Consider the following 26,066-nt stretch of genomic DNA (forward strand, 5'->3'; position numbering starts at 1 on the left):
GTCGGACTCGGAAAGCCAGGGGAATGAGCCATAGGCCCAGGTCTTGGGGTGGTGTTCATGTCTTGCTCCTTTGCAAGCGATTCTGGGTCAAGCGGCAGTGAGTTACCGGTTGGGATGGTGGCGGCACCGGACCGGCTGGGACCGATGCCGCCACCAAGTGCTTCAGACGCTACTTCACCTTCCGGACCGGGATGATGGCTGCGGCGCTAATAGCGACGGCGATTACAGCGGTAATGAAGATCGCCGAGTAGCCGCCGGTGTGGGCGACCAGCTTGCCGGCGACGAAGGGCGCCAGCATCTGGCCGATGTTGGAGGCCACGTTGGCCACGCCCAGGTCACGGCCGGCGGCGTTCGGGTCGGGCAGGACGTCGATGAACAGGGCCACGTCCACCGCCATGTACATGCCGTAGGCGGCCGCCAGCAGGATGTAGAAGAAGAAGTACATCGGGAGCGTCGGAACCAGCAGTGGCACCAGCATGTCCAGGGCAATCACCAAGGAGGCGCCGATGACGAAGGGCTTGCGCCGCTTGACCTTGTCCGAGAGCTTGCCGGCGAAGGCCAGCATGAGCAACTGCACCGGCAGAGCCGCCGCCGACAGGGTGGCAACGATCGTGTTCGCCTCGGCCGCGGTGTGAGCGGGCCGCAGGTGGGACTGAATGATGTACAGGTTGTAGTTGCTGACGGCCGTGTAGCCGAAGAACATCATGAAGCGGGCGATCCAAACCCAGCGGAAGTCATGGTCGAACAGTGGGACGAAGAAGCCCTTGAAGAAGGCGATCCAGTCGAATTCGCGCAGCTCCAGGTCCTTGGAGGAGCGGTCCTTGGCAAAGGTGACGAAGATCAGGGCGCCGACGACGACGGCGATGGCGAACACGAAGTAGGCATCCAGCCCCATGGAGTTCATCAGAATGCCGGCCACCACGGAGCCGCCGGTGAAGCCGGCCATCATCCCGATGCCGGACAGGCCGGAGACCGTGCCGGTCTTCTCGGCGGGAACCCGGTCCGCCACCGTCGTCGACAGCGGCCCCTGCATGAAGTTCAGCGACACCTGCGCGGTGGTCCAGAAGATGGTGAGCATGAGAATCGTGGTGGAGTAGCGCAGGCCGATCATGAAGGCGGCCCCGGCGACGGCGCCGGCCACGATCCAGAAGGCGCGCCGGCCCCAGCGGGAGCGCCAGCGGTCGGAGAGGACACCGACGATCGGCTGGGCGAACAGCGTGAAGAACGAGCCGACGATCATCATGTTGGAGATCGAGGAGGCCCGAGCGGCCTCGTACTGCTTCAGCAGGTCCAGCAGGTGCGCCTGCTCGGACGTCGCGGTGACCGTGCCGGCGTTGACGTCATTGGCCAGGTTGGTGAGCTCGGTGAGCTGGTCCAGGGTGGTGACGGTGGTGCCGGAGAAGTAGTGCTGGAACTCGATCGTCTGCACGGTGTTGGGCAGCAGGAGCGCCGCCAGCGCCGAGTAGCAGGCGTACAGGAAGACACCCGCGATGACGAAGGAGATCAGGTACTGGTAGTACGGGCGTCCGCCCAGATACTTGGCGGAGGTGCCCGGACGGGTGGGCTCCTCCAGACGGGGATCGGCGGCATTGGACATGTGGCTCCTTTGCATCGATGTCCGGGCGCTGAACGCACGCGAATCCTCCGCGAGGTTCCGACCGGTTGGTTCATTTAACGCTGAATGGATTCATCCTGTCAAGGCGCTGTCAAGGCGTCCGGTCTCAGGAGTCGTCGTCTACGACGTAGCGCCTCGGGTTGCGCAGTTCCGCCGCCTCCCGGATGCGCTGCAATCTGCGCATCCGTGCCGCCCTGCCGCCGGTTCGGCGCTCGGAGCCGCGCGAACCCAGCGATTCGACCTCGGGGCTGAGGAAGCTGACGTAAATGGCGGCCATCTCCTCCGGGGCCTGCCGGTAACCGTGGCGGATCCAGGCGTCAATGAGCCCGAACAGGGCATAGGCCTTGAAGCGGTGCAGGAAGCCGGCTCGATCGCTGGCGTCCGTGGCCCCGGCATCGGAGGCAGGGGTCGTCGCCGGGTCCGGAGCCCGGCCCTCCAGCGACTCCACAATGACTCCCAGCAGGATGCTCCCAAGCTCCGCCCCATAGACGGCGTCGTTGAGCGTACGCACCTGCAGACAGAAGTGGAACCGGGCTATGGCATTCGCGCGGTCGTCGGACTCGTCGTACCAGTGCCGGGCGGCGAAGTCCCTCCAAGCGGTTCGATACTTATAGGCGAGCACCTCCTCCTTGGAGGAGAAGTGCCGGAAATAGGTCACTCTCCCCAGGCCGGCACGCGAGGCGATCTCACTGGCGCTTATCTTTCGCAGGGGCTTTTCGTGCATGAGCTCGAGCAGGGCATCACCCATGGCGTCCTTGAGCGGCGCCGCGGAGTCCTCGAGTCGTGCCATGTTGACCTCCAGGGATTGGTCGAATCGGCAACGTGCGGGGCCCGCCTTCCGAGGGCTAAGTCGGCTGGCGGGTACCCCCATTTCGCAATATAGCGATACCGCCGGGGCGGACACGCCCACACGCCGTAGCCCACTTGGGGTGAAGTATGCCGCCCGCGTCGCGGCGGTAGCCCTGCTAAAGGGGTGGAATTCGTGTCGGTGCCGCGCGATACCGTGTATTCATGTTCGGGAGCAGGGGGAGCGAGGGTGGACCCGCCGGGACCGGTACGGCGGGCCGAGTTGCGCTTCCTGCCGCCAAGAACGGGATGCCGACGACGGCGACGGAGCCGACGACGGCGCGGGCCGCTTTGGCTGGTGACACCCCGGATCCTGGCGCCCTGGTTGATCGCCTGGCTGGGATGTCGGCGGGAGCCGGCTTGGCGGGCCTGGTTGAGGACTTATTGGCCGGGCTTCTAGTACCTGCGCGTTCCGAGGGTGAGGCAGACGGCTGTGGCGCCACCGTTGCCGACGCCGGCGGTGTTGTTGACTCCGCCGAAGTTGCAGAGGTCCTGGGCGTTCCTGAGATGGACGAGGTGCTGGGCGCGATCACCAGTCCGGCTGACCGTGACCTGGCGCAGACGGCTGCGCGGCTGGGCGTGGATTGGGGCGAGGGAACCGGTATCGACGCCCTGGCCTCCCTGGGAGGGCAGGTGCTCAGTGAGCTGGTGGCGGCTTGTCATCGGCTGGAGGCTTGGGTGTCATGGGCGGAGGCAGTCGCGGCAGCCTGCCTGGCAAGAACCGCGGAGATGAACCGTGGGGCGGCCCCGTGGGGGCCCGGTGGAGAGCCCGCGAAGCTGGTTACCGAAGAGGAATCGCGGTTCACCACCAGCAACGAGATCGCCTGCCGCCTGGGAGTGCCGCGCGCGACCGCCTCGCGGATACTTGACCGCGGGCGGGCTCTGTTGCAGCCCGAGTTCGCGCTCACGGAGGTGTTGTACCGTGCGGGCCTGGTGGATCAGTCCAAGACTGCGCTGATTGTTGCGCGGCTCGAGGGGACGGGTTCCGCGACTACCGCTGCGGTCCAGGAACGGGTGCTCGCCCGCGCTCCACGTAGAACGGCCGCGCAGCTCGGGCGGGATGTCGACCGCGCTCTGGCCGCCCTGGATCCCCAGGGAGCGAGCAGCCGCCGCACAAGGAATGTTGCCGATCGTCACGTGCGCCATCCCCGTCAGGCCTGAGTCCTGACAGTTTAGTGCCCTGCGGCGTTCAGGTTGTTGAGGATTTGCTGTGCGGTCTGGGTGGTCTGGGGTTGGGCGGTTATTTGGTGTCCGTTGATGGTGATTGTGACTTCCTGAAGTGGCTTCAGTTCGCGGACGAGTTGTTTGATGCTGATGCCGGTGGCGGCTTGTAGGTGGCGGGCGACGGCCAGGGATGCCATCACCACGGTGAGATGGGCCTGGATGGCGTCGTGGGTGTGGTGGAAGACGGGCCTGGCCCGCAGGTCGTGCTTGGACATGCGCAAGTGACTGCTCCACGTGCCACAGCTCGTGGTAGGAGGCGATCACTTCACTGGCGGGCATCACGGTGGCGGGGATGTTGCTGACGTAGCCTTTCAGTCCCGCGAGCCGCTTAGCGCGAGCCAGAGCCTTCTCGTCGAGCACCTGGTCGCCCTTGCGGGTGGTGACGAAGCGGGTGCCCTTGGGGCGCCTGTGGCCGGCGACCACCGCCCGCGCCCGGTTCTCCTGCGCGGTCAGGGTCTTGTTGTCCCGAGCGAACCGGCGCGCGCTATAGGCCCAGATCGCCCGCCACGAGCCCGGGAACTCCACTGGGCTCCAGACGGGCTCATCACGCGTCTTGTCGTCCCTCTCGGTCGAGCGCGTGCCTCGACGTGGGGTGATCGTATCGATCACCTGCCCGTCGGCCAGGGCGTCCCCGTGCCAGCGGAAATGGGCGGCCAGGTCCGCCGGCGCCTTGGTCATACGGGACCCGACGATGAACCCCAAGCCGGCCTGGTCGAGCGCTTCGAGGTTGGCCGCGGAGAGCATGCCGGCATCGGCCACCACCACCAGGTGCTCAATGTTGGAAGCCTTCCGGAACTCCTCGACCATGGGGATCAACGTGCTGGTCTCGGCCTTGTTGCCCTCCCAGCAGCCGATCTGTAGGGGGAAGCCGGCCCTATCCACCAGCAGCCCCACGATGACCTGCGGGTCGACCCGCCTCTCCTTGGAGTACCCCACCCGCCGCAGGGAGTCCTCCTTCTCGACCTCGAAGTACAAGGTGGTCACGTCGTATAGGCACAGGGACAGGTCCCCGCCGGCACTCACGTGCCGCAGGCAGGCGGCCTGAATACGGGAGCGGTAGTCGCCAGTAATGCAGCGGGCCAGGGACCGGAACAAGGAGCGTGGGGTTAGGGCATCAATTCCGAGTTCTCCCAGCACGGCGGGGACCTGCTCCTTACTGGTGGGCTCGACCAGACGGGCCAGCACCATCTGCATAAACCCCTCATCCCCACCCACCGCTTCATCCAGCCCCAGGGCCTCATACGCACCACACAGCACGTCCCACAGCAGGGCAGAGCGCTGCCCGACGACTACCGCCGGGGCGGCCTGGCGGGCAGCCTGAGGTGTCAGGCCGGCCAGGTCCAGCACCCCCTGGCCTCCCCGGATCTTCTCCCGCCCAGCCTGAATCAGGGCCGCCAGCTCCGCCTCATCGTGGGCCGAGCCCAGGTGCTCCACAACCCGGCGCACACCGTGCTCCTTAGCCACGATCTGCACAGCCGTAGCCCCCGACGCGGTACGCACCTTACGAACATACGGGCTCACACACCATCACTCTACCGCCACCGGATTAGTGCCCCACAACCACCAACCCAACCACACCACACCAACGAAAAACCCCAATCACCCCAGCGACCTGTCAGGAGTCAGGGCTCGGGCGGGATGTCGACCGCGCTCTGGCCGCCCTGGATCCCCAGGGAGCGAGCAGCCGCCGCACAAGGAATGTTGCCGATCGTCACGTGAGCCATCCCCGTCAGGCGGGTGAGGGCACCCATGAGATGCTGCTGCTGCCCAGCCTGGATGCCTTCCTAGTCGACGCGACCCTGGACGCCATCGCCGCCAGCGCCCGCGCCGCCGGCGATGGGCGCAGCCTGGGCCAGCTGCGGGCCGACGCTCTCACCGGTATGGCCCTGCGCACCCTTCAAGGCAGCCAACACGTCGCCTGCCGAAGCACGCGCACGAGCGATGCGTCGGATTTTGTCGACGCCGGTTGCCGTTCCGGCGGTCCAGTCGGAGAGGCCGCCGCCGAGATACCCATCGCCGCGATACCCGCCGAGATACCCGTCGCCGTGATCCCCACAGCGGAGAACTCCAGCGCCGGCGACGCGACCGGCGTAGCACATGGCACCTTCGGAGCCGGCCGCGGTGGCTGCTTGTTGCCGGATGGGGTTCCGCTGGAGGGGCTGCTCGGCGCTCTAAGCGGTTTGGTGGAGCCCTCTCGTCCCTGGTGGACGCCGTCCGGCATCGACCCGGTCTTCCCGCCACCCGGAATTGGAATCAATGTTGATGTCACGGTCCCGCTGACCCTGCTGGTACCCGATGACGACCACACCGGCGGCGCGCCGCCGGGTGGCGAAGACGGCTCACGCGGCGCGAGTGGGATGAGTCTGCCTACCGGCAGTGGGGGAAGTGCGCCCACTGCCGTCGATGGGATCGAGACGCCCGTAGTTGTCGACGGGAGCAGTGCGCCTGCAGCCCATGGGAGGAGTCAGAGCACCACCAACGGCGCAGGTCTGTACGCGGGCGGTGGGGATGCGCTGCCGCTGGGGACGGCACCGACGGCCGAGGTCGTAATCGGCCGCAATCGGGCGCCCATCCCCGCCGCCACTGCGCGTGCCCTGGCTCTGGGCGGTGTCTGGCGTCGGCTGGTCACCGATCCCCTTTCAGGCGCCGTAGTGGACGTGGGGCGGTCGCACTACCGGCCTCCGGCCGCCTTGCGTGACCTGGTGCAGGCCCGTGATCAGGCGTGCACCTTCCCCGGGTGCACGGTGCCGGCCGCGCGTTGCGACATCGACCATGTCATTTCCTGGGCGGAGGGCGGGACCACCAGCCTGAACAACCTCACCTGCCTGTGTCAGGCCCACCATCGCCTCAAGCACACTCCCGGATGGACCCTCACCCGGCAGGATGATGACGCCCTCCTGTGGACTACGCCCTCCGGGGCCCGCTACCGCAGAGCCCCGGAGGGGACCGTAACCCTCCTGCCGCGTCGCGTGGGCCCCCGCCAACTCCAGGTTTCTGCTCGAATCATCCCCGAGCGAGAGGCGCGGGCCGTCGACGGCGCGGTCGTGGAGCGGCTTCGCCGCGGTTTGGAGATGGCATCCCGCCGGGGCGGGCCCGGTCATCCGCCGCAGGTAACCAGTCGAGGACCCCGTCCCGCCCAGCCCGTCGGCGCCTTTGAAGCCCACCCCTACCCGGCGGCTCTGCATGACCTGGGTCTGGCCCCTTTGCTCGACAAGATCCCGCCCTTCTAGGGCGGGTCCTAGAGGCGGGGCTCAGAGGCGGGCCCTAGGTCGTGTTGTGTGAGTCGTTTGTGCCGGTGGGGCGGTGCTGGCGATGTGGGTGGTGGTCTGGTAGCGGATGGCGAGTTCGCCGTGTCTGCTGGCTACGGGGCCCCAGCTTGAGTGGGCTGTGTGCGCCCGTCGAAGGGGGCGAGTGGGTCTTGCACCGCCCCGGTTGGACCGCCCACGCCCCGTTGGACCGCCCACGCCCCGTTGGACCGCCCACGCCCCGTTGGACCGCCCACGCCCCGTTGGACCGCTGTAACCGGCGGCTACGGCGGTCCAACCGGGGAACAGGGGTCCATCCGGGGAACAGGGGTCCATCCGGGGAACAGGGGTCCAACGGGGGACAGCGGTCCAACGGGGGGGACAGCGGTCCAACTGACCGGCTCAACAGCCACACACCGCCACCCAACCGCGCACCGCCACCCAAGCACTTACACAACAGGACCTAGATGCGGGCACGGAGCGGGCCGGCGACCGAGTCTCGTGCACAGACCGCGTGCGGCGGCGCGTTCCATGAGCGGCCGCAGCAGCCGAGTGGTCGCGGGAGCCGAGTGGTCGCAGCAGCCGAGTGGTGGCGGGAGCCGAGTGGTCGCAGCAGGCGAGTGGTGGCGGGAGCCGAGTGGTCGCAGCAGGCGAGTGGTGGCGGGAGCCGAGTGGTCGCAGCAGGCGAGTGGTGGCGGGAGCCGAGTGGTCGCAGCAGGCGAGTGGTCGCAGCAGCCGAGTGGTGGCGGGAGCCGAGTGGTCGCAGCAGCCGAGTGGTGGCGGGAGCCGAGTGGTCGCGGGAGCCGAGTGGTCGCGGGAGCCGAGTCGCAGCAGCCGAGCGGTGGCGAGAGTCTTGCGCCGTCGCGGCTCCGCACTCAGTTCGTCGTCGGCTCTAGTCCCAATGACACCGTCACGTAGGCGGCACGTGGGATAACCAGTTCCAGCACGCCGTCCGCCAGCGACCAGTCCGAGAACGCAGCCGGTGATACGGCGTCGGGGGCCTCTGGCGTGTTGCAGGCGTCGAGCGCGGCCGCGGTCAGCACGCGCGCACCGTCCACCGCCGCCGCGGCACCGCGCAAGTCCAGACGGATCGTGTGGGGCGCCGCGGGGTCGAGGTTGGTTGCGGAGATGAGCGCCGTGTCGCCCTTACGGGAGGCGGAGACGGAGACCAGCGGGAAGGGACGGGCGCCGTCGTCGGCATGGGCGGGAAGATCATCCACCCAACGCATGTCGAGCCGAGTGGCGTCGTGGTGGCCCAGGTTCATCGCCAGCACGTGGTAGGTGGGAGTGAGCACCATGGCGCCGCTGGTCGGGTCGGTGAGGATCGGGGCCTGGAGCACGTTGACCGTCTGGGCCAGGTTGGCCATGATGACGCGCTCGGCGTGGCGGTGGAAGATGTCGAAGTGCAGCGAGGCGATGAGCGCGTCCCGCAGGGTGTTGTCCTGCTGCAGGAAGTGGGGGTTGGTGCCCGGCTTTGCATCCCACCAGGCGCCCCACTCGTCGACGACGAGCCCCACCTTGCGGTGGGGGTCGTAGCGGTCCATCACCGTGGAGTGCCGGGTGATCAGTTCCTCCATCCACCAGGCGTTGGCGAAGGTGGCGTACCAGTCCTCGGTGCTGAAACCGCGGGCCTGACCCTTGGCCTCGAAGGAGTCGCGGAAGGTGTAGGAGTGCAGGCTGATTGCCTGGTAGGGGCCGGGCTCGGAGCGCGGGCAGGTGTCGCAGACGAGGTCGCGCATCAGTGCGTCGGTCCACGCGTAGTCGTCGACGTTCGCCCCGCCGGCGATGCGCACCATCTCGTTCTCGCCGTGGCTGCGCACGAAGGTGGCATAGCGGCGGGCCTGGGCGGCGTAGACCGGCGCGCTCATGTTCCCGCCGCAGCCCCAGGGCTCGTTGCCGATGCCGAAGAACGGCACCCGCCACGGCTTCTCGCGGCCATTGGCCCGGCGTAGGCGCGCCATGGGGGAGTCCCCCTCGCGGGTCAGGTAGTCGACCCATTCGCTCATCTCCTGCACCGTGCCCGAGCCGACGTTGCCCGTGATGTAGGCGTCGGCCCCAAGCAACTCGCACAGTTCCATGAACTCGTGCGTGCCGAAGGAGTTGTCCTCCACAACGTCGCCCCAGTTGGTGTTGACCATGGTGGGGCGTTGATCCTTGGGGCCGATCCCGTCGCGCCAGTGGTATTCGTCGGCGAAGCAGCCGCCGGGCCAGCGCAGGTTGGGGATGGCGATCGCCCTCAGCGCTTCAATGACGTCGGTGCGCAGACCGTGGACGTTGGGGATGGGGGAGTTCTCGCCCACGTAAAAGCCGCCGTAGATGCAGCGGCCCAGGTGCTCCGCGAAGTGCCCATAGATGTGACGGGAGATGGTGGGGCCGGGTACATCGAGGTCGACGACGGCGCGGGGGACAGGAGAGCTGGACATCATGGAACTTCCTTGGTCTGTGTGTCTGAGCATGCGGGAGTAAGGAGTGACGGGGCGGGTAAACCGGTCCCATGGATGTAACGTTACATGTCAGGGTGTGGTCGTTCAACCGCGGCTTGGATGGGCTCAGCGCGAGGATTCCCTCTCGATGAGCGTGTAGGCGGGGGTGAACCGGCGTCCGGGCAGTTCCGACGCGGGTGCCTCAATGCGCGTCAGGAGCATGTCGACCGCTGTGCGTGCCAGCTGGGTTATCCCAATGTCCACGGTTGACAGTGAGGGAACGGATATGGCTCCCTCGCGGATGCCGTCGAAGCCGATGATGCGCACATCCTCGGGGCAGCGAAGGTCTCGGTCGGACAGAGCGCGTATGGCTCCCAGTGCGACGGAGTCCGTCATGGCGAAGATGCCGTCGACGGGTGTGCCCACGGCCAAGGCGGAAAGCATGGCGGCGTACGCGGGCTCGCAGTCCCATGCGCAGGGGATGGGGGTCAGATCGACCTGTGGGTTGTCCTCGGCTGCACTCAAGGCGCCGGCCCAGCGCAGGTCCTGGCCATCGGCGCCGGCGCGGCCATGAGGGGCGCTGTGTGTGCCCAAGACGGCGATGCGGCGGCAGCCCTTGGTGATGAGGTGCTCGACCGCGGCCCTCCCGCCCGCCTGATTGGGGCTGGAAATAAGGTCCAGTTGAGTGTTCTGGATGCGCTCGTCGTACAGGACGACGGCGTGGCTGCTCGCGGCGTCCTCGATTTCGCGGGCGCTTGCGCCGACCGCGGAGACGATTGTGCCGTCTACCAGGGAGGCTGTAGCTCCGCGCAGGATCTCGAGCTCCCGCTCGGGGTCGGAAAGCGTCTGCTGGACCATCACCCTGACGCCGTGTTCCTCCGCCGCTGACGTGGCGGCCGCGGCAAAGGCGGCGTTGAAGGGCATGTCGAGGCGGGGAACGCAGAGGGCGATGATGCCGCTGCGACCGGACCGCAGGCTCTTGGCGGCCATGTTGGCCCGGTAGTCGAGCTTGGTCGCGGCGGCGAGCACACGCTCGCGGATTGATGCGGAGACGTTGGGCTTACCACGCAGCACGTTGGAGGCGCTCATAACCGACACGCCTGCCTCCTTGGCGACGTCCGCCAGAGTTGTCATTGGCTCCTCCTCGCTATGTGCCGCAGCCTACCGGGTTGCGGCGGTCGCTCTGTTGACAACTGCGGAAACTGCGCTATGGTACCGATGTAACGTTAAATCGAGCGGGCGTCGCTCGTCACGTGCAAAGGAGCACCGACCATGATCTCCAACATCGCCAGCACCGCCGTCTCTCGTCGTCAGGCCCTCGCCGGCCTCGGGGTGGCCTCGATTGCGGCAACCCTCGCCGCATGCGGCGGGGGCGGGAACTCAGGCAAGACCACGATCACCTACCTGTCATGGGAGACCGAGGAGGTGGCACGGCCACTTATCGATGCCTTTGAGGACGCCAACCCAGACATCGCGATCGACTTCTCCTACTCCGCTCCCACCGCCGGCTACTTTCAGACGCTCCAGACCCGTATCGCCGGCAACCAGCAGCCCACGGTTCATCGCATCAACCCGGAGACCAAGGAGAAACTCATCGGTGAGGGCCTGGTTGCGGACCTGACCGACGAGCCGTTCATGGGTGCGATTGCGGACGCGAACCTGCGCGCGTATGAGGACGACGGCAAAATCTACGGCGCCTCGTTCGGCGCATGGGCGGCCGGCGTCGTCTACAACCGGGACCTGTTGGCCCAGGCGGGCGCGGATGACGTCCCGCAGGCCTGGGATGAGTTCCTTGACCTGTGCAAGCAGCTCAAGGGTGCGGGCGTAACCCCCTACCGCGAAAGTGTCCAGGACATTCCCTCGATGTTCCAAGCATTCCTGGGGGCCGGCTACGACCTCGCGGGCGACGAGCGGGGGGAGAAGAAGATCTTCACCGGCGAGTCCACCTTCGCCGAGGAGTGGCCGGAGCCGATGAAGCAATGGTATCGCCTCTACGACGAGGGCATCGTCGGAGCTGAGTCCGTCTCGCTGACCGGAACGCAGCTCAAGGAGGACTTCATCGCCGGCAACCTCGCCATGTTCATTACCGGCCCCTGGGACTTGGCGGACATCGCCGCGTCCGGCCTCAACTGGGGTATCTCGCCGATGCCGGCTGCACCTGGCGGCGAGCCCTTTGCAACTGGTGCCCCGGATCCGGGCTTTGCGATCTCGGCCTCCGCACAGGGGGAGGAACTCGAAGCGGCCAAGAAGTTCATCACCTTCCTGGCGTCGCAAGAAGGCCTCAGGCTCGCCAACGAGCACATCGGCACCCTGGTGAACACCTCGGACTTCACGGTTGAGGTGGCCCCGGAGTATCAGGGTCTCTACGACGATTACCTCAAGACTTCGAAGATCTACCTGCCCATGAACTACTGGGACCACGCCTCGGACGCTCTCCAACTCGAAGGCATCGCGCTGTGCCAGCAGTTGGTGCAGGGGCAGATCACCGTGGAACAAGTCGCCGCCGGGATGGACACCAAGCTGGCCTCCTTGTGAGCCGCTTTCGCAGAATCACTTAGGAGAATCTGATGTCCCGTCCGGATCGTGTCAATTCCAGGGGTAGGGCCCGACGCCCGCGTGGGCGCCAGGCCTCGGAGAGCTTGGCCAGCTCCGCATTTCTTCTGCCCGTCATCGCCGTCTTCGTCCTTTTATTCGCCGTCCCATTGGCGCAGACCTTCTACTTCAGCCTCACGAACTTCTCCGGCTACTCCACCGATGTGGAATTCGTGGGCCTGAAGAACTACGCGACGGTGTTCTCCGACCCCTCGCTGCTTCAGGGGCTGGTGTTCACCATCATGTTCGCCCTGGCCACCACGGTGCTCATCACCGTGCTCGCGATTCCGCTGGCGGTGGTGCTCAACAAGCGCTTCCTCGGGCGCAACTTGGTGCGTTCCCTGTTCTTCTTCCTGTCCGTACCCTCCATGGCCATTCTCGGACTGGTCTGGCAGTACATCCTCTCGCCCCTGGATACCGGCGTGGTCAACAGCATCCTGCACTCGTTGTTCGGTGCGGACGCGGTGGCATGGCTCGCTCAGTCGACGTCGGCACGCGTGTGCGTCATTCTGGTGGCCGTCTGGGCCGGAGTAGGCTGGCACGCCACTCTCTACCTGGCCTACCTGCAGGCGATTCCTGCCGACCTGTACGAGCAGGCCGAGCTCGACGGCGCCGGTCAGCTCCAGCAGTTCCGCCACATCACGCTGCCACAGCTGGCCCCCGGCATTGTGGTCTCCACCTTCCTGCTGATGTCCGGAGGGTTGAAGGTCTACGACCTGCCGTTCACCCTGACAAAGGGTGGCCCCGGGTTTGCCACCAACACGCTCACCCAGTCGATCATCGTCCAGGGCATTGCGCAGGGTCGCGCCGACGTCGGCTCCGCACTGGCTGTCATCTTCACCGCCGCGGTCGCGCTCATAGTGCTGGCGCAGCTCGCGGTCTCCAACCGGATCGAGAGGAACCTGTCATGAGCCCCGCCGCTCGCCGTCGCCTGTGGTACTGGATTCGGAGCGTCGTCATGATCCTCCTGGCCCTGATCGCGGCAATCCCCCTCTACTACATCGTGGTCAACACCATTAAGACCAGCCAGGACATGGCCGTCTCGCCGCTGGGACTGCCCTCCACCCCCACGCTGGAGAATTACTCCAAGGTCTTCGCGACCACGCCGGTCCTCCGGTCGTTCCTCAACACCGTTTACGTCACGGTGGTGGGTGTTGCCGGTCAGGTGTTCATCGGGTCGCTGGCCGCCTACGGCATTGTCATGCGCAGAAGTCGGTTCACTGCGGTGGTCGGACTTGTGCTCATGATCGCCTTCGTCATCCCGGCGCAGGCCACGCTCATTCCTCTGTACCGGCTGGAGGCCCAGGCCGGTTTGGTGAATACCCTTAACGGGCTGGTGGTCATGTATCTGGCCGGGGCGGTCTTCTGCTACTTCCTGATTGTCGGCTACATGCGCAAACTCCCTTGGGAGATCATCGAGGCCGCCCGACTCGATGGCGCCGGCCCCTTCACCATCTACTGGCGTATCGTGCTGCCGCTCATCCGCCCGATCCTGGCCACGGTCATCGTCTTCCAGACCATGAGCACCTGGAACGACTTCATGACCCCGAACGTGTTCATCTCTTCCACCGCCAAGCGCACGGTAGTGCTCCAGGTCTACAACGCGGTCGGGCAGTTCGCCACCGACTGGCCGTCCTTCATGACCATGACGGTCATCGCGCTCATCCCGGTGTTCATCTTCTTCATCTTCTGCCAGCGCTGGATCGTTTCCGGATTGGCTGCAGGTAGCGTCAAGGGATGAGTGAGTCGGTGCTGCCGACGACGACTACGGGTGCGCCCAGCTACAGCGGGGCGCACCCGTGCGTTCCTCCTGGAGACCGCGACGCTGTTGATGTGGGACGCGGAGTCTCCCGGCACAGGCCTCCTCCAGCTCTACCCGGCACCCGTAGCGTCCGGGTGCTGCTGGTCTCTCACCCCAATGGAAGTGTTTCGGCTACCCCGAGCGCGTCGATGATCAGCCTTATCGCGAACCGGTCGTCCTGGTGCGCTGCGGCCCCGGGATCCGACGGCGCTCAGATGGTCCCAATCAGATGTGACAGCGCGCCGTCACGCAGAAGAACCGGGATGGAGCCGAGCGGGGCGTCAAGGTTGACCCACTGCCCGCCGTCGTGGATCTGTCCGGTGTGGGCGTGGGTCCACGACGCCCCGGCTGGGAGGTAGACCTCGCGGCTCGTCGCCCCGGGCGTCAGTACAGGGGCCACGAGGACGTCCGGGCCGAACATGTACTGATCAGCCAAGTCCCGGCAGGCGTCATCGTGGGGGAATTCGTAGAACATGCCGCGCATGACCGGCTGGCCGCCGATATGCGCCTCGCGCATGAGTGAGCGCGTGTACGGCCGTAGGTGCTCGCGCACCCAGACGAAGCGAGTGAGGATTTCTTCGACCTTCTCCCCGAAGCTCCACAGCTCGTTCGCAGCGCCGCTGTGTTCACGGGGCGTACCGTCGGCGGCGGTGACCTTCTCGAAGGGCAGGCGGTCGCCGTGCATGCGCATCACGGGGAAGAACGTGGACAGCTGGAACCACCGTACGAGCAGCTCGTGGAAGGCGGGGTCGCGGGCATCGCCGCCGTGGAAGCCGCCGATGTCGGTTGTGAACCAGGGGATGCCGGCGACGCCCATGTGCAGACCCGCGATAAGCTGGCGGCGCAGGCTTGTCCAGTTGGAGGGGATGTCCCCGGACCACACGAGGGCGCCGTAGCGTTGGGAGCCCGCCCACGCGCAGCGCACGAGATTGACGATGTCCTCCTGCCCGGCCGAGACCTGCCCCTCGTAGAAGAGCCGGGAGAACGCCTGTGGGTAGATGTTTCCGACCTCGGATACCGGTCCGGCGTGGTAGCGGTAGGCGTCGAAGTCATACGTGCCGTATTCGGGCTCCGCCTCGTCGAGCCAGAAGAGCCTGATGCCCAGGTCGTGATAGCCGCGCTTGCAGATCTTCCACACGGTGTCGCGGGTGCGCGGGTTAGTGGGGTCGAGGAACAGGGATGGGCCGCCGAAGGCCATCTGGGGCTGCAGGCCGTGGTCCGCCTGGACGAGGAGGTTCTCCTTGGCGAGCAGAGGGTAGTTCTCGCTGAGCGGGGAAACTTGCGGCCAGACGGAGACCATTAGCTCGATGCCTAGCTCGCGCAGCTCCTCAACCATGGCGCGCGGGTTGGGCCACATCTCCTCATCGAAGTGGTAGTCGCCCAGCTCGGGCCAGTGGAAGAAGTCTGCGACGATGACGTCGATCGGCAGTCCTCGGCGCGTGTGCTCGCGAGCGACCTCGAGCAACTGGCTCTGGTTCCAGTAGCGCAGCTTGCATTGCCAGTAGCCCAGCCCGAACTCGGGCATCATCGGTGCGTGCCCGGTGGCGTCCGCGTAGGCGCGGGAGATTTCCGCCGGGCTGTCTCCGACGGTCACCCAATAGTCGAGTTGGTGGGTGGCGTTCGCCACCCACTCGGTCCTGTTAAGCGCGAAAGTCGCACGACCGATGGCGGGGTTGTGCCATAGGAAGCCATAGCCGGCGCTCGACAAGACGAAGGGGACGCTGGCCTGGGAGTTGCGGTGCGCGAGCTCGAAGGTCGAACCCTTGAGGTCGAGGATCTCCTGCTGGTACTGGCCCATGCCATACAAGTGCTCGTCGACGGGCGACTCGAAGGCGGCGAGGAGATGGTGGGAGCCTCCGGGCAAAGCCGTGAAGTTGCGGGCGACGAGCTTGAGCGCCCCGCCGTCGCCGAGCTCGCGCAGGAGGGTACGGCCGTTGCTGTCGCGGATCTCCAGTCGGGCCCGAAACACCTGATAGCCCGCCTGGGCGTCATAGGCGCTGTCGGCGTGCACGAGCACAGTGAGTCGGCCGTTGACCAGGCGGGCATCGGGCCCGTCGACGGTAACGGTCGTGGGCACGTCCGGCACCGGCAGGAGCGCCCAGTCGGTATCGATGAGGTCCCCGGCCGGGACGCATCGCACACGTACGGCGCTCTCGCCCCAGGACTCGACGCGCAGTGTCTGGCCGGAGCCGCGCCAGGTGATCGAGGCGGGCCCGATCTCGAAGACCGGCGTGGTGGCGGCGTGTATGGGGGGCATGACGGTCCTCGGTAGTGGGAGAGCGTGACGGATTCAGGCAACCGCGGCAACGGCGCAGCCGTGGGCGGGCAGGTCCATCTCCCACCAGCCGTCGACGACGGCGGCGCGCTTGCTGGTCCACAGGTCGGTGAGGTGGCGGGTCGTCTGGGGCAGCCCGAGATCGGCCAGGTGCAGGCGGCGGGTGCGGGGCTCATCGCCGAGGTTGAAGACGGCGCGGACCTCCCATTCCCCTTCCCCCCGGCCGGGCGCCGGACGCAGCGTGGAGCGCCAGACCACGAGGTCGCCGTCGCGGATGATCTCACGGCAGTCGGCGCCCCGCTCACCCAGGGCGAGCACGACGTCGTTGCCGAGCAGGGCGATGGTTTCCGGCGAGGACTCCGGCAGATGTCCGCCCATCATGAGCGGGGAGCGTGCAATGCTCCACAGCGTCAGCATGGTGCGTTGCTCGTCGAGGTTCAGGCGCGAGTGCCGCGGGTCGCCGACATGCGCGCGTAGACCAATTCGCCCCAGAGGCAGCATGTCCAGGTCCCCGACCCCGTCGTCGCTCTGTACTGCGGCCCAGCGTGCGGCCCGTTGGAACTGTTCCACGACTGCTTCCCAGTCGTCCCACAGGTCGTCCGAGACCCGCCACATCTGGGCGTGCTCGCGTAGGAAGTCGGCGTGCTCAAGCGACAGCTCGCGCCCCGGAGACAGGCTGAGCGTGATGTCGCGGCCGGAGCGCTTGATCGCGCGGTGGATCATGGCGATGTCGGGGCGGCGGATGGGCGGGTAGAGCACGTCGTCGACCTTGACGAAGTCCACACCCCAGGTGGCCAGGAGTGCGAGCAGCGAGTCGTACCAGGCCTGGGAACCGGGGTGATCCGGCTGCACACCCTCGTTGTCCGGGTTCCAGGGGCAGCGGTCGGATGGGGGAGTGGCAACGTCCCGGGCGGTGTAGGCGGTGCCGAGGATCGGGGTGTTCGCGGCGACGGCTCGGCGCGGGATGCCCCGCATGAGGTGCACGCCGAAGCGCAATCCCAGGGCGTGGATCGCCTCCGCCAGCGGTCCGAACCCGGCTCCACCCGCCGCCGAGGGAAAACGGTTCTCGGCGGGCAGCGGACGCCCGTAGGCGTCGATGACTGCCGCCGAGTGGGCGTTGTAGTCCGCGGTGCCGGGGGCCGGCTCGTACCACTGGATGTCTACCACGACGGTGTCCCAGCCATGTGCGAGCAGGTGCTCGTGGATGAAACGCGCGTTGTCTAGAACCTCGGCCTCGGTCACCGACCCGCCGAAGCAGTCCCACGAGTTCCAGCCGCGCGGCGGGAAGGTGGCAGGTGGGGAAACTGGTGGTGTCATCACTGACTCCTAGAAGCTAAATGTAGTCCGTATCATGAAGCAGTGATGAATCGTTGTCAAGAGTGCTCGGTGGGTTCGGTGCGGAGACCGTCGCCATGCGTGGCATTGGGCTGCCGCAACCGCTGTACCCCGATACCGTGTGATCGGCGGTGGATGGAGCCGCCCCGGGAGCGAGACACGGGAGGGGGGAGTCGATGGCTGTCACTATGCGCCAGGTAGCGGAACTGGCGGGCGTTTCGCTCAAGTCCGTCTCCCGGGTGGTCAACGGTGAGCCGAATGTGAGCGACGAGCTCAGACACAAGGTGACGACGGCCATCGACCAGCTCGGTTGGCAGCCCAACGCGCTGGCGCGAACGCTACGTACCGGCCGCACCGAGACCGTGGCCGTCATCGTTCCCGACTTGCGTTCCGGCTGGGTCGCCGCGCTGGCGCAGGCATTGGTGATCGAGGCGGACCGGCGCGGGCTCCGCACCGCCATCGAGCCGTGTGGTCGCGATCGCAATCGCGCCGTCCAAGTGCTGACCGAGCAGTCGACGTCATTCGACGGGGCGATTGTGGTGGGAGGAATCCATGGCGAGGACGTTTCCTCTGCGGGGGAGGGCCTCTGCCGGTCTGTCGGATCGAGGCCTTCGGGGCTAACGGCACTCCGACGACCGGCGGAGGTGTCGGCTTGGATTTGGATCAGGCGGCCGACGTCGTCAGCCGGCATCTGCGGGCGCTGAGACTGACGGCTCCGGTGGTCGTCGGCCCTCGCCTGGACCGGCCAGGTGCCTTCGCCAATGCCCTGCAGCGGGCGCTGGATACTGCGGCGGTACTGGAGACGGATGCCGTGCCCAGTCGCGCGGAGGGATTTCGGCTGGCCGCACGACTGGTGGAGGACCTCGACCGCCATGACGTCGTCGTGTGTGCCGATGACGAGCTCGCCCTGGGTGTGCTTGCGGGGCTCAGAAGTCGAGGAGTGCGGGTACCGCACCAGATCGCGCTGTGTGGGTGCGGCGGTCTCGAGGATGGACGATTCTCCTCGCCGTCGCTGACCACACTCGGCTTTCCCACCGGAGAGATTGCGAGGATTGCGCTGGACGATCTCCAACGGAGGTGGGAGCCGGGTTCGCACAACAGGGCGATGACACGGGTCGGGGCCACGCTGATACGTCGCGAATCCACGCTGGGGTTCACCTCCGCGGCCCCGCTGTCGATTGGGCAGTTGTCGTCTCCCCGGGTGGAGGGGTTCTGATGCAGCGGCGGGTCAGGCTCCGCGATGTGGCTCAGGCGGCCGGCGTGTCGGTGGCCACGGCGTCGACGGCGCTATCGGGAGGCGGGAAGAGCGGGACGACGCGATTGTCCGAGCAGACCCGGAGGCGAGTCAGGCAAGCAGCGCGTACCCTCGGGTACGTGCCCTCTGAGGCCGCTCGGGGATTGGTCACCGGCGTATCCGGGCGGATCGCAATCGTGGTTCCCAACCTCTATCAGCCCTACTTCTCCCGTCTTGCGGAGATGCTTATCGACGAGCTCGCCCAGCGCGGCCTGCGCTCGACGATCCGACTGACCGAGGATGTGCCCGCGCGCGAACGCGACGCCGTCATGGGAGTGTCCACGGGGGACGCGGACGGCGTACTCATATGCCCCCACCACTTGAATGACGCGCTGTTGGCCGGTCGGCGGCCTCCCCTGCCGGTGGTGCAAATCGGTTCGACCCCGACGGCGGGTGTTGCGGGAGTCGCCATGGACGAGTTCGGTGGCGCCCTCGCCGCAGCCCGACACCTGGTCTCCGTCGGCCGTAGCCGCATCGCCTACATGGCCCAGATGGACGGCGATGGCGGGCCACGTTTGGAGGCCTACCGCTTCGCGCTGCAGGAGGCGGGTATCGATGTCGATCCGGCCCTGACCGTGCGGGGCGAGGACTGGGACCGCAGGGACACCGGCCTGGAGTCGACAATCGGCCTGCTGCGCTCGGGGATCCGCTTCGACGCGCTGATGTGCATCAATGATGCCGTGGCCATCGGTGCCCTGCGCGCTCTGCAGGCGGCCGGAGTCGCGGTCCCCCGGGATGTCGCGGTGACCGGCTTCGACAACACCGTCGAGGGCGAGTTCACCGTTCCGTCGCTCACCACCGTCGATCCGGGAACCGACACCATGGCCCGTGCCGCGGTGGAGTGCCTCGTGGCGCAGCTACAGGGTGAGGCGCCCGGGGCGCCCGCAGAGGCGCCGACCACCTTGATCGTGCGCGGCTCCAGTCGCTGAACCTTCTGCGCACCGCCGCTCCTCTGTCTGGTGCGACGCCCACATCGACGACAAGGTGTGCCCTGAATCACTTGATCGCGGTTGACAACGTTTAATCAGGCGGTCATGATGGACATGTCACAACAGCAATGAGGAGTTGACAATGGCGCCACTCGATTTGCAGCAGACCGCCTCTTCGGCCTGTCTGTGTGCTCCGGCCGCCCCGGGCCCGCACGCCCGCCCCGTCGGCCGTGCCCCGCTCGGCATCGACGCGGTCCGCATCTCCCCCGAGAGCCCTCTGGGGCGCTGGCAGGAGCGCAATGCTTCCCGCACTATTCCCCACTGCATCGAGCAGCTGGAGGTCTCCGGCGTCATGGACAACTTCCGGCGCGTGATCGGCGAGTCCGGCGCCCCCTACCGCGGTTTCGTCTTCGCCGACTCGGACCTGTACAAGGTCATCGAGGCCGTCGCCTGGGAGATCGGCCGCTCCGGCACCCACGACTTCGACGCCTGGCTCGACGAGGCCATCGCGCTGATCGCCCGCGTGCAGGAGCCGACCGGCTATCTGCACACCTGGATTCAGGGCGTTCGCCCGGACAAACGCTTCGCCGAGCTGGAGCGTAACCACGAGATGTACGTGCTCGGGCACCTGATCCAGGCGGCTGTCGCCCTGGACCGGGCGGCTGGACGGGACGAACTGCTCCGGGTCGCGATCCGTTTTGCCGCCCTGGTGGACCGCCGCTTCGGCCCGGGCCGTGAGGACGGCATCCCGGGGCACCCCGAGATCGAGACCGCACTCATCGAGCTTCACCGCCACACGGGCGAGGCCCGCTGGCTGCACCTGGCCGAGCACCTGATCAACCAGCGCGGCCACGACATCCTCCCCGATGAGGGCTTCGGACGTCGCTACTACCAGGACCACGCGCGCGTGCGTGAGGCCGTCGACCCCACCGGCCACGCGGTCCGCCAGCTGTATCTGAACGCCGGTGTCACCGACCTGTTCCTGGAAACCGGTGAGTCGGCGCTACACGACGTCATGCGAGCGCAATGGGAACGCGTCCACGAGCGCAAGATGTACCTGTCCGGTGCCTTCGGCTCCCGCCACCGCGACGAGTCCTTCGGAAACGACTACGAGCTGCCGGCCGACCGGGCCTACGCCGAGACCTGCGCCACCATCGCGGACCTGCACTGGACCTGGCGCATGCTGCTGGCCGGGGAGGACCGCCGCTACGCCGATGTCATGGAGCGCGAGCTCTACAACGCCCTGGCCGCGTCGGTGGATGAGAGCGGCACCCGCTTCTTCTACTCCAACCCCATGCAGCGGCGCCCCGACCGCTTCAGTGAGGAGAACGCCCCCGCGCAGCGGCAGCCCTGGTACGCCTGCGCCTGCTGCCCGCCCAACATCGCCCGCACCATCGCCCAGGCCGGTGCGTACGTGGCCACCGTCCGGCAGGCCCCGGACGGGCCCGCGCTGGAACTGCACCAACTTCTCGCCTGCGAGATCGAGCTGCCCGAATCGCTCGGCGGCGGAACGCTGACGGTCCGGACTCGTTACCCCGCCGACGGTGAGATCTCCCTGCACGTCGTGGGTGGCGCCCTACCTCCTGGAACGGCGGTGCAGGTACGCATCCCGGTCTGGGCGGACGGCATCACCCTGCGCGTGGGAGGGAAACAACGCCCGGTGTCCGAGGCCGAGCAAACCCACGGCTACATCCAGATCCCGGCCGACGACGTCGACGGCGCCGTCCTGCAGCTCCCGCTCCGTCCCCGCTGGATTGCCGCCAACCACCGTGTGGACGCCGTACGCGGTGCCGTCGCCCTCGAGCGGGGGCCGATCCTGTACTGCCTGGAGCAGGTGGACCTGCCGGAGGAAATCGCCGCCGATGACGTTTTCCTGCCCGGGCCGCCGGATGTCGCTGAGCTACCACCGACGACGACTGGTCCGGCCCCCGTACTGCGGGTGAGTCTGGGGGTGCGTGATCCTGATGATCGGCTTTACCGCCCGGCTTCATGGGTCGAGCCGGCCGAGCCCTCACGAAACGTGGAGGCGGAACTTGTGCCCTTCTCCACCTGGGGCAACCGCGGCCCCGGTGCCATGCGCGTATGGATTCCGACCATCTGACCCTGCTGAGATCCACGCCCTTCCGCATTTGTCCATCCCACAACCCTCACTCAAAGGAGAGAACCATGAACACCTGTACACGTGTGCCCGCGTTCAGCCGACGCACCATGCTGCGGAGCCTGGCAGCGGCCACCGCCGTCACCGCTGCAGGCGGCACGCTCGCCGCCTGCAGCAGCGGATCCGGATCGGGTGGCTCCAACCAGCTTCGCATCCTCGTGCTTAAGCACCCCCTCACCAAGCCCATGGCCCAGATGGCGTGGACGAAGCAGCTCGAGGACGTCGCGGGTATTCCCATCGCCTGGGAAGAGGTCTCCGCCGACTGGGATCAGAAGAAATCCACGATGCTCGCCGCAGGCGATGTGCCCGATCTGATCGTAGGCACTGGAGCCATCTCGGACTCCGACCTGGCCACCTACGGCACGCTCTTCGAGGATCTCTCCGACGATCTCGACGCCATTCCCAACGTCAAGGAAATGCTGGCGGCGAAGCCGGAACTCACGGCCCTGGCCACCCAGAGCAGCGGTGCGATCTACGCCGTCCCCGGGTACAAGCGCTTCTGGCCGCCTACCGTTCAGCACCAGTACATCAACCGCCAGTGGCTGGATGCGCTGGGTCTGGAAATGCCCACAACCTGGGACGAGCTGTACGACGTACTTGTCGCCTTCAAGGAGGGCGATCCGACCGGGACCGGGGCGAAGGTGATCCCCATGGACTGGAGCCCGGTGGGCACCACGGGCTTCGGCTACTTCCAATCCGTACTATTGCTCGGGTCCACCGGCCTGCCACTGTCCTCGGGCGGCGGCCAGGGCTACTTCCTCCAGGACGGCAAGGTCTCCAATTTCCTCATCGACGAGCGCTACCGCGACGTCATGGTCTTCCTGTCCAAGTGCTATGCGGCGGGGCTGATCTCCGAAGAGGTGCTGACCCAGGACTACTCGGCCTACCAGTCCGCCGCTCGCGGGCCGGGGGACGGTGTCGCCACGGTCGGGTTCACCTGGGGCTGGACCCGCTCCGACCGCTTCGGTCCCGAGATCTACGAGCAGTACGAGGCCATGCCCGTACTCGCACAGAAGGCAGGACAGACCGCTCCCGTGGCCTGGAGCTACGACGGATTCGGCGAGAACTTCCCCGCCAACCAAATCGTGGTCTCAGCCTCCACCCCGAACAAGGAGGCCGCCCTGAAGGTCCTCAACGCCTTCTACGACCAGGAGATGAGCCTGCAAGTGCTCTTCGGAGACATTGGTCCAAACATTGAGAAAGTCGATGAGAGCACCTATAAGGTCCTGCCGGCCGAGGACGGCACCGACCCCTCGACCTGGAAATGGACCTCCACGCTGGCGGACAACGGTCCCATGTGGATCCGTGACGACATCACCGTGGAACTGCCCACGGACCTGCAGGAGGCCATCGACGAGACCGTCCCCCTGCAGCCCGCCATCGACAACATGGATCTGGAGAAGGACGTGTACCCCACCCAGTTCATCAAGATGACCGCCGAGGACATCAGCGCCATGGCGCTGGTCAACACCACCATGCTCAACACCACCCAGACCAAGTTCGCCGATTGGATCACCAACGGCGGGGTCGAGGAGCAGTGGGACGACTACCTCGCCACCGTCAAGGCGTCGGGCATCGAGGACAACATCACCAAGATGCAGCAGTACTACGACGACTACATGGCTTCGAAGCAATGAGTACCGCAGTAGTGAAACGCGCCGGCGCCCCGGCGGGACGTTCCGGGCATGGCCTGGCCAGACACCTCAAGCGCTATTGGCAGCTGTGGGCCATGGTGCTGCCGGCCACCGCCTTCGTTCTGGTCTTCGCCTACGTTCCCATGTACGGCATTCAGCTGGCCTTTCGGGAATTCGACTTCACTGCCGGCCTGACCGGCGGCAGGTTCGTGGGGTTGAAGTATTTCCAGCAGTTCTTCGATTCCCCGATGTTCGCCACCCTGATGCGCAACACCGTGCTGATCTCGATAACCACGCTTGTGCTGGGATTCATCGCACCGATCATCCTCGCGCTGTTAATCAACCAGTTGATGCGCTCGCGCATCAAGCGCTGGGTCCAGACCATCACCTATCTGCCTCACTTCATCTCCGTGGTGGTGATCGTGGGCATGCTGCAGGTGTTCCTGTCTCCCAGCGACGGCCTGCTTACACGGCTACTGGCGTCCATTGGTATTTCCGGCACCAACTTCCTGGGAGACACGGGCAGCTTCGTCCCGGTCTATGTCCTGTCTGACATCTGGCAGCACGCCGGATGGAACTCGATTATCTATCTGGCAGCGCTCGCGGGGGTCAACACCCAGCTTTACGAGGCCGCCCGAATCGACGGCGCCAACCGGTGGCAACTCATACGCCACGTGGATATACCGGCCCTCGTGCCCACGATGATCATCCTGCTCATTCTCAACATGGGCAACGTACTCAACACCGGCTTCGAAAAGGTGTTCCTGATGCAGAACACCCTGAACCTGCCGATCTCCGAGGTCATCTCGACCTACACCTACAAGATCGGCATTCTCAGCAGCCAATTCAGCTACTCGACTGCCATCGGCCTGTTCAACACGCTCATCAACTTCACCTTCCTCGTGCTTGCCAACCGCATCGCGAAGCGGGTGTCGGATACGAGCCTGTGGTGACGAAGGAGGAGACATGACCACCACATCGCTCTCATCGGGTCGATCCCGCAGGGCACGGCGACCTCACTCTCGGCGTCGGCGCTGGTCGTCGGGGGAGAGGCTGTTCGACCTCGGCGTGCTGCTGGCATGCGCGCTTGTAGTGTTCGCGACCCTGTATCCGATCTACTTCGTCCTGATCGCGTCCATCAGTGACTCGGGTGCCGTGGCCACCGGACAAGTCGTCTTGCTTCCCAAACGCCTGAGCCTGTTCGGGTACGAACAGATACTCGGCGATGCGCGTATCTGGACCGGGTACCGTAACACGATCGTGTACACGGCGGTGGGTACGGCCTTGAACCTGGCGGTCACACTGCCCGCGGCCTTCGCGCTGTCGCGCAGGGAGTTCCGACCGCGGCGCCCGCTCATGCTGTTCTTCGCCTTCACCATGTTCTTCAGCGGCGGGCTCATTCCAACGTATCTGCTCTACAAGGACCTTGGGCTGCTGGACAACTGGCTGGTGTTCATCCTGCCTTCGGCGGTCAACGTCTACAACCTGATCATCGCCCGTTCCTTCTTCGAAAACTCCCTACCCGAGGAGCTCTACGAGGCGGCGACGCTTGACGGCGCGGACTACTTCAGGTTCTTCGGCACTATCGCGCTGCCGCTGTCGAAGGCAATCATCTCGGTGATCGGGCTGTACTACCTGGTGCAGCACTGGAATGACTTCTTCACCGGGCTCATCTTCGTCCGTGACTACGCCAAGCAGCCGCTGCAGATCGTCCTGCGAGACATCCTGCTGTCCAACCAGGCCTTCTCCGGCGGGGCCGGCGGTGGCGGCGGGTCGGGAGGCGCTTACGCGCAGCGATACGCCGACCAGATCAAGTATGGGGTGATCGTGGTGTCTACCCTGCCCGTCATCGTCGTATATCCCTTCCTGCAGAAGTACTTCGAGAAGGGTGTGCTGATCGGAGCGGTGAAGGGATGAGTGGCCGGCCCGCCCCACGGGGGCGCCTTATGCCCGCCCTCGTGGGGTGGCACGTACGCATCGGCGAGCTAGTAGGACGCCTGTTCGTCCTGCACCTGGTCTGGCTGCTGGGCGTGGTCGCCGGCGGGGTCATTCTCGGTGCGGCACCGGCGACTATGGCTCTCAACGCCGTCATTCGACGGGACCTGCTCAATCAGGCCTTGGATACGCGCAATTTGGTCGTCGCCGAACGGCCCGGCCTGTGGCAGGAGTTCTGGCGGGTGTGGCGTCAAGAGTTCTGGCGTGCGCAGGCGATCGGCGGCGTGGTGCTCGTGGGTTGGGTCGTGTTCGGTCTCGACCGGCTGGTACTGCGGGGCGGCATCGGCGGGGTCACGCCTTGGCTCTCTGGGATCGTGGTGGTGCTCAGCGTGCTCTGGGCGGCGGTGACGTTCATCGTTTGGCCGGTGGCGGTTCACTTCGATGAGCCCCTGCCACGGATGACCAAGCTGGTGGTGGTGCTGGCGCTGTCGCGTCCGGCGCACTCGCTGACGGTGCTGGCCGTCGTGGCGGGATGGCTGTGGTTGTGGCGCGCGTGTCCTGGGCTGATCCCAGTCTTCGGCGTGGCCCTGCCCGCCTGGTGCGTCTCCTGGTTGTACTGGCATTCCGGAGTCCTCCCCCTGCCCGAGTCGGCGGTGCCTTATGACGATCCCGACGACGTCGACGCCGAGGCAGCCATCCGGGCGCTGGCGGAGCCGTGACCGCTCTCGGGGGCTGCGCGTGTACTGGTTGGAACGGCGTC

Annotated in this window: 19 protein-coding genes and 2 pseudogenes; 14 read left to right on the forward strand and 7 right to left on the reverse strand. The window is 66.4% G+C overall.

Features of this window, described 5'->3' with window-relative positions; genetic code table 11:
• Nucleotides 1-169 precede the first annotated feature (169 nt).
• Both C3B71_RS03065 and C3B71_RS03070 read right to left on the reverse strand, forming a co-directional pair.
• Nucleotides 170-1,597 carry an MFS transporter gene (locus C3B71_RS03065; protein WP_159097629.1) on the reverse strand — a complete coding sequence of 476 codons (1,428 nt, stop codon included), beginning with the start codon at nt 1,595-1,597 and terminating at the stop codon, nt 170-172.
• A 124-nt stretch (nt 1,598-1,721) separates the two neighbouring features.
• A complete protein-coding gene (locus C3B71_RS03070; RefSeq protein ID WP_073327674.1) occupies nt 1,722-2,405 on the reverse strand; it encodes a TetR/AcrR family transcriptional regulator in 684 nt (227 codons plus the stop codon).
• 221 nt (nt 2,406-2,626) lie between these two features.
• Between C3B71_RS03070 and C3B71_RS16875 the strand changes: the two genes are divergently transcribed.
• Nucleotides 2,627-3,622, forward strand: a complete 996-nt coding sequence (locus tag C3B71_RS16875) for a hypothetical protein (protein ID WP_146752402.1) — start codon at nt 2,627-2,629, stop codon at nt 3,620-3,622.
• Between the two features lie 11 nt (nt 3,623-3,633).
• Here C3B71_RS16875 and C3B71_RS03080 read toward each other — a convergent pair.
• Nucleotides 3,634-5,206 (reverse strand): annotated as a pseudogene (locus C3B71_RS03080) (IS1634 family transposase).
• A 140-nt stretch (nt 5,207-5,346) separates the two neighbouring features.
• Between C3B71_RS03080 and C3B71_RS03085 the strand changes: the two are divergent.
• A complete protein-coding gene (locus C3B71_RS03085) occupies nt 5,347-6,915 on the forward strand; it encodes an HNH endonuclease signature motif containing protein (RefSeq protein ID WP_234416186.1) in 1,569 nt (522 codons plus the stop codon).
• 890 nt (nt 6,916-7,805) lie between these two features.
• Here the strand turns inward: C3B71_RS03085 and C3B71_RS03090 are convergent.
• Nucleotides 7,806-9,356, reverse strand: coding sequence for an alpha-N-arabinofuranosidase (locus C3B71_RS03090; protein ID WP_199912561.1), 1,551 nt, complete (start codon nt 9,354-9,356; stop codon nt 7,806-7,808).
• Between the two features lie 123 nt (nt 9,357-9,479).
• Nucleotides 9,480-10,487: a LacI family DNA-binding transcriptional regulator gene (locus C3B71_RS03095; protein WP_108966081.1), complete on the reverse strand. Its 1,008-nt coding sequence runs from the start codon at nt 10,485-10,487 to the stop codon at nt 9,480-9,482.
• Nucleotides 10,488-10,625: 138 nt separating this feature from the next.
• Between C3B71_RS03095 and C3B71_RS03100 the strand changes: the two genes are divergently transcribed.
• The 3 genes from C3B71_RS03100 to C3B71_RS03110 all read left to right on the forward strand — a co-directional run bounded on the left by C3B71_RS03100 (nt 10,626) and on the right by C3B71_RS03110 (nt 13,686).
• Entirely contained in the window at nt 10,626-11,888 is a 1,263-nt protein-coding gene (locus C3B71_RS03100) for an ABC transporter substrate-binding protein (RefSeq protein WP_108966083.1), read from the forward strand.
• A gap of 104 nt (nt 11,889-11,992) precedes the next feature.
• Entirely contained in the window at nt 11,993-12,856 is an 864-nt protein-coding gene (locus C3B71_RS03105) for a carbohydrate ABC transporter permease (RefSeq protein ID WP_073327668.1), read from the forward strand.
• A complete protein-coding gene (locus C3B71_RS03110; protein WP_108966086.1) occupies nt 12,853-13,686 on the forward strand; it encodes a carbohydrate ABC transporter permease in 834 nt (277 codons plus the stop codon). The genes C3B71_RS03105 and C3B71_RS03110 overlap by 4 nt, the downstream gene beginning before the upstream one ends.
• A 271-nt stretch (nt 13,687-13,957) precedes the next feature.
• Here C3B71_RS03110 and C3B71_RS03115 read toward each other — a convergent pair whose 3' ends face one another.
• Entirely contained in the window at nt 13,958-16,003 is a 2,046-nt protein-coding gene (locus C3B71_RS03115) for a glycoside hydrolase family 31 protein (protein ID WP_108966088.1), read from the reverse strand.
• Nucleotides 16,004-16,036: 33 nt separating this feature from the next.
• A complete protein-coding gene (locus C3B71_RS03120) occupies nt 16,037-17,338 on the reverse strand; it encodes a glycoside hydrolase family 27 protein (RefSeq protein WP_108966090.1) in 1,302 nt (433 codons plus the stop codon).
• A gap of 194 nt (nt 17,339-17,532) precedes the next feature.
• On the opposite strand from C3B71_RS03120, the gene C3B71_RS03125 reads away from it, so the two are divergent.
• From C3B71_RS03125 to C3B71_RS03160, 9 genes and pseudogenes are all read left to right on the forward strand, one after another.
• Complete coding sequence (locus C3B71_RS03125) at nt 17,533-18,060, forward strand: LacI family DNA-binding transcriptional regulator (RefSeq protein ID WP_108966092.1); 528 nt, start codon at nt 17,533-17,535, stop codon at nt 18,058-18,060.
• Nucleotides 18,009-18,572 (forward strand): substrate-binding domain-containing protein, encoded by a 564-nt coding sequence (locus C3B71_RS15805; RefSeq protein WP_159097630.1) that lies wholly within the window; start codon nt 18,009-18,011, stop codon nt 18,570-18,572. The genes C3B71_RS03125 and C3B71_RS15805 overlap by 52 nt, the downstream gene beginning before the upstream one ends.
• Nucleotides 18,572-18,727: pseudogene (locus tag C3B71_RS16880) on the forward strand (LacI family DNA-binding transcriptional regulator); the annotation flags it as partial. The gene C3B71_RS15805 and the pseudogene C3B71_RS16880, both read left to right, overlap by 1 nt.
• A gap of 3 nt (nt 18,728-18,730) precedes the next feature.
• Nucleotides 18,731-19,579 (forward strand): LacI family DNA-binding transcriptional regulator, encoded by an 849-nt coding sequence (locus C3B71_RS03135; RefSeq protein ID WP_234416071.1) that lies wholly within the window; start codon nt 18,731-18,733, stop codon nt 19,577-19,579.
• A 142-nt stretch (nt 19,580-19,721) separates the two neighbouring features.
• The gene (locus C3B71_RS03140) at nt 19,722-21,680 is read left to right on the forward strand and encodes a glycoside hydrolase family 127 protein (protein ID WP_108966097.1); all 1,959 of its coding nucleotides are present in this window, start codon (nt 19,722-19,724) and stop codon (nt 21,678-21,680) included.
• A gap of 65 nt (nt 21,681-21,745) precedes the next feature.
• Nucleotides 21,746-23,374, forward strand: coding sequence for an extracellular solute-binding protein (locus C3B71_RS03145; protein ID WP_199912563.1), 1,629 nt, complete (start codon nt 21,746-21,748; stop codon nt 23,372-23,374).
• Between the two features lie 11 nt (nt 23,375-23,385).
• On the forward strand, nt 23,386-24,324 hold the full coding sequence (locus tag C3B71_RS03150) for an ABC transporter permease (RefSeq protein WP_234416072.1): 939 nt from the start codon (nt 23,386-23,388) through the stop codon (nt 24,322-24,324).
• A gap of 13 nt (nt 24,325-24,337) precedes the next feature.
• On the forward strand, nt 24,338-25,288 hold the full coding sequence (locus C3B71_RS03155; RefSeq protein WP_108966099.1) for a carbohydrate ABC transporter permease: 951 nt from the start codon (nt 24,338-24,340) through the stop codon (nt 25,286-25,288).
• A gap of 29 nt (nt 25,289-25,317) precedes the next feature.
• On the forward strand, nt 25,318-26,025 hold the full coding sequence (locus C3B71_RS03160; RefSeq protein WP_159097631.1) for a YesL family protein: 708 nt from the start codon (nt 25,318-25,320) through the stop codon (nt 26,023-26,025).
• Nucleotides 26,026-26,066 lie beyond the last annotated feature (41 nt).

This window comes from Actinomyces sp. Z16, assembly GCF_003111765.1.
Classification (GTDB): domain Bacteria; phylum Actinomycetota; class Actinomycetes; order Actinomycetales; family Actinomycetaceae; genus Actinomyces; species Actinomyces glycerinitolerans.